This is a genomic window from Bacillus sp. S4 (genome assembly GCF_040838205.1).
Classification (GTDB): Bacteria; Bacillota; Bacilli; order Bacillales; family Bacillaceae_G; genus Bacillus_A; species Bacillus_A cereus_U.
The window spans coordinates 1-3,621 of record NZ_JBFPJI010000322.1 but is presented as its reverse complement, the minus strand read 5'-3'; the positions used below and the strand labels follow the sequence as shown (position 1 = coordinate 3,621).

The window sequence follows — 3,621 nt, the reverse complement described above, 5'->3', positions numbered from 1 at the left end:
ATGTTTTTACGTCTTTTGCATGACGACTTAATACATTTTACGGAGTAGAAGAATTGACTACCCAACCTCATATGTATTCTGTGTTCAGAGAACAGTCGTTTTAGAGTCTTTTGCATGACTATGAATAAAACATACCATGTTTCGCTATGCAAAAACGATGCTTTCATCCCACGTCGTAAATTCTGTAATAACATAATACGTATGAAGAGAAGGATTTTTACTCTTTACCTCAACACGTACATAATCCGTCTCTCCTATTTCATTTAACTTTCGCTCAACCTCTTTTTTCACGCCTACAATATCTTCTTTTTCCTCTTTAATTTCCCTACTCACAATGGTATTTCCTTGATCAGAAAGTAATACTACTTCAGCATTACTTAAACCCACTTCATTTGGTATATTAAAATAGCAATTCACATACGAATCTTCCGATGGATTTTTGTCTTCTCCTAATTCCCTTGGCAAAATTAGTGCTTCTATTCCACTTCCTGCATTCACCATTGGATTCCTATACAATTTATTCCCGACTGCGATTGCAATATTCGCCGTTTTAATTGTTGATTGTACTGTTGTTGAACTAGAACCCCCTTCTCTTACATTTGAAGTTAATGAAATTTCAATCTTTTTATTATATGCAGAAATCGCTGTATCTTCTCTTGTATTTCGTACATGGATATTAACATCTTCACTATTATATGTAATGCGTCCTATCGTATTTTTACTATTTGAAAATACATTATCTCCTTTTTATTAACATCCTCATCCCCTAAATTACCGTAAATTTTTTCTGGTTTATTTTGATTCTTAAATAACAATCTCTTATCTTGTTTTATCGCTAACCAGCTATATAGAGAGGAATACTTTCTTACTTTTGCCATATTTCTCTCCACAAACATGGCAAAAGTAAGAATCCTCCAATAATTCAGCAGCACATTTTCTACATTTCTTCATTTTTATAACCCCTTTTTCAATCATAGCTTTTTCTTATAATATCCCTATATACATTTATCGTAATATAAACTCTCTCTTTTTCCTATTTATCGAATTATAACTTCCCGCCCGGACCGTTGATTTTTTACAGACTGTGTCTTAACCTCTTTTTCCGTTCTGTGTCAACATGAAAAAACAACCCTTCACCTGACCCAAAAGGGTCAGGTGAAGGGTTATTTTCTTAGTTTCTATCATTTATTATTGTTTTCATTTAATAAAATTTAAAAGATATCAGAGTGTTGGAAACCCTAAAGGGTTTCTCAACACTCTGAAAAAAATCAACCGGACGGTTGATTTTTTATCGCCTACTATAATGTGCAGTGTCAATCCCTCGCTGCGCTAACCAATGATATGTTTCGCCTTTTACAACAAGAGGTACAGATTGCAACTCTTCTATCGTCTTCACGCCAAGAGCTGTCATAATAAATTTTAAATCTGTATGTAAAAGATCGATTTCATCCACTAACTTCTCAACACCATCTTGCATTAAAATACGTAAAAAGTATCCAGCAAACGCAGTTGTATTCGCCCCTAATGCGATTGCCTTCGCCACGTCAATTGCTGTTTGTATACCCCCAGATGCAATAAAAGAGAGGTTATTATTTATAGAGGTTGCTTCAATAATCGAGGTAGCTGTTTGTATGCCCCAGTTATTAAAATAAGAAAGCATTCGCTGTCTTCTTTCATTTTCAACAGCAGCAAAATTCGTACCACCTTGTCCGCCAATATCAATTGCTGTTATACCTATACTCGCTAACTGTTGTACTGTTTCCTTACTCATTCCAAATCCCACTTCTTTTACAATGACAGGAACTTTACTGTTTAAAACAATTTGTTCAATTCGCCGAAGTACACCAGTAAAATCACGGTCTCCTTCTGGCATCGTTAACTCTTGTATGACATTTAAATGAATTTGCAGTGCATTCGCTTCAATCATATCAACGGCACGCTCTGCCTGTTCGACAGTTGCCTCACTCCCCAAATTAGCAAAGAAAATACCATTTGGGTTTACCTTTCTGACAATCTTATAAGAAGCCGCCTCGCTTTCATTTTTTAAAGCTGCCATTTGCGATCCTACAGCCATAGCAAGGTTATGATGTTTCGCTACATATGCTAATTGCTCATTAATATGTAATGTTTGCTCTCCTCCACCACCAGTCATCGCATTGATAAAAATCGGCGAACTTAGTGAAAGTTCGCCGATTTTTGTTTCACATGTTACAGTATCATAACTTGAATTTGGCAAGCTTTGATGCACAAAATCAATATCATGAAAGCCATGCGTACGAGACTGACCAGTAGAAAGAGCATATTCAATATGATCTAATTTACGTTTTGCCCTTACCACTTGTACCCCTCTTTATTTCTTTAATTTTTTCAGTTGTTCACCAATAATATCACCTAACTGGAAAGTAGCAGAATCAGCATTTGGCTCATATTGGCTATAATCTTCTGTTACATTATTTTCTTCAAGCGTTTCTTTTATGCTTAAAGAAATACGTTTTTCTGCTACATGGACTTCAAGTACTTTCACTTTTACTTCTTGTCCCATTTCCAATACTTCATTTGGATTTTTCACGTGACGATTTGCAATTTGAGATACATGCACAAGCCCTTCAACACCAGGTAAAATTTCAACAAATGCACCGAATGTAACAAGGCGTTTTACTACGCCCTCACGAATATCTCCAGCCTTTATTTCGCCAGCAACATTTTCCCAAGGTCCCGGCTGAGCTGCTTTAATTGATAAAGAAATACGTTGCGTATCAGCATCAACAGATAACACTTTTACCTTTACCTTTTGACCTTGCTCTAATACCTCAGAAGGTTGCTCTACACGTTCGTGTGAAATTTGTGAAATGTGTACTAAACCGTCCACACCACCAACGTTAACGAAAGCACCAAAATCCGTTAATCGTTGTACTGTTCCTTCAACAATATCCCCTTCTTTTAACGAAGAGATTGCTTCTTTTTTCTTAGAATCTAGTTCTAGTTCTACTACCGCTTTATGTGAAAGAATAACACGATTTTTTTCACGGTCTAATTCAACAATTTTCACCGTTAATGTTTTTCCTTTATAGTCAGCAAAATCTTCTACATAATGTACCTCTACAAGTGAAGCTGGGATAAAACCACGAACACCAAGGTCCACAACTAACCCACCATTCACGATATCTTTTACAGTAACATCAAATACATGACCAGAATTAAATTTCTCTTGTAATTCTACCCACGCTTTTTCTGCGTCAACAGCTCTCTTAGATAAAACAAGATCATCTTCTTCTAATTTAATAATTTTCAATTCAAGTGTTTGATCTAATTCTACAACATCGCTTGCTTTTTCAATATGAACGTTAGCTAATTCACTAATCGGAATTACGCCATCTGTTTTGTATCCAACATTTACAAGAACTTGTTTCTCTTCAACTTTCGTTACAGAACCTGTAACAACGTCACCAACTTGTAATTCTTTTGAATTCATAACTTCTTCATTCATTTTCTCTACCATGGAAATACCTCCCTACAGAATTGACAAAGCATTTTTATGTATATACGAAATGAAAACAAATGTTTTCATTTGCATGTTTAAGAATTTATCATCACATATTCTGTTTCAATACAGTTCACAAG

The 3,621-nt window shown here is 35.3% G+C and carries 2 protein-coding genes and 1 pseudogene; all 3 read right to left on the bottom strand.

The genetic code is table 11. The annotated features are described in order from the left end of the window. Nucleotides 1-144: 144 nt before the first annotated feature. Nucleotides 145-878: pseudogene (locus AB3X48_RS19320) on the bottom strand (hypothetical protein). 410 nt (nt 879-1,288) lie between these two features. Further along, nucleotides 1,289-2,338, bottom strand: coding sequence for a type 2 isopentenyl-diphosphate Delta-isomerase (gene fni, locus AB3X48_RS19315; protein ID WP_088078177.1), 1,050 nt, complete (start codon nt 2,336-2,338; stop codon nt 1,289-1,291). A 12-nt stretch (nt 2,339-2,350) separates the two neighbouring features. Then, entirely contained in the window at nt 2,351-3,499 is a 1,149-nt protein-coding gene (rpsA, locus tag AB3X48_RS19310; RefSeq protein ID WP_088098874.1) for a 30S ribosomal protein S1, read from the bottom strand. Nucleotides 3,500-3,621 lie beyond the last annotated feature (122 nt).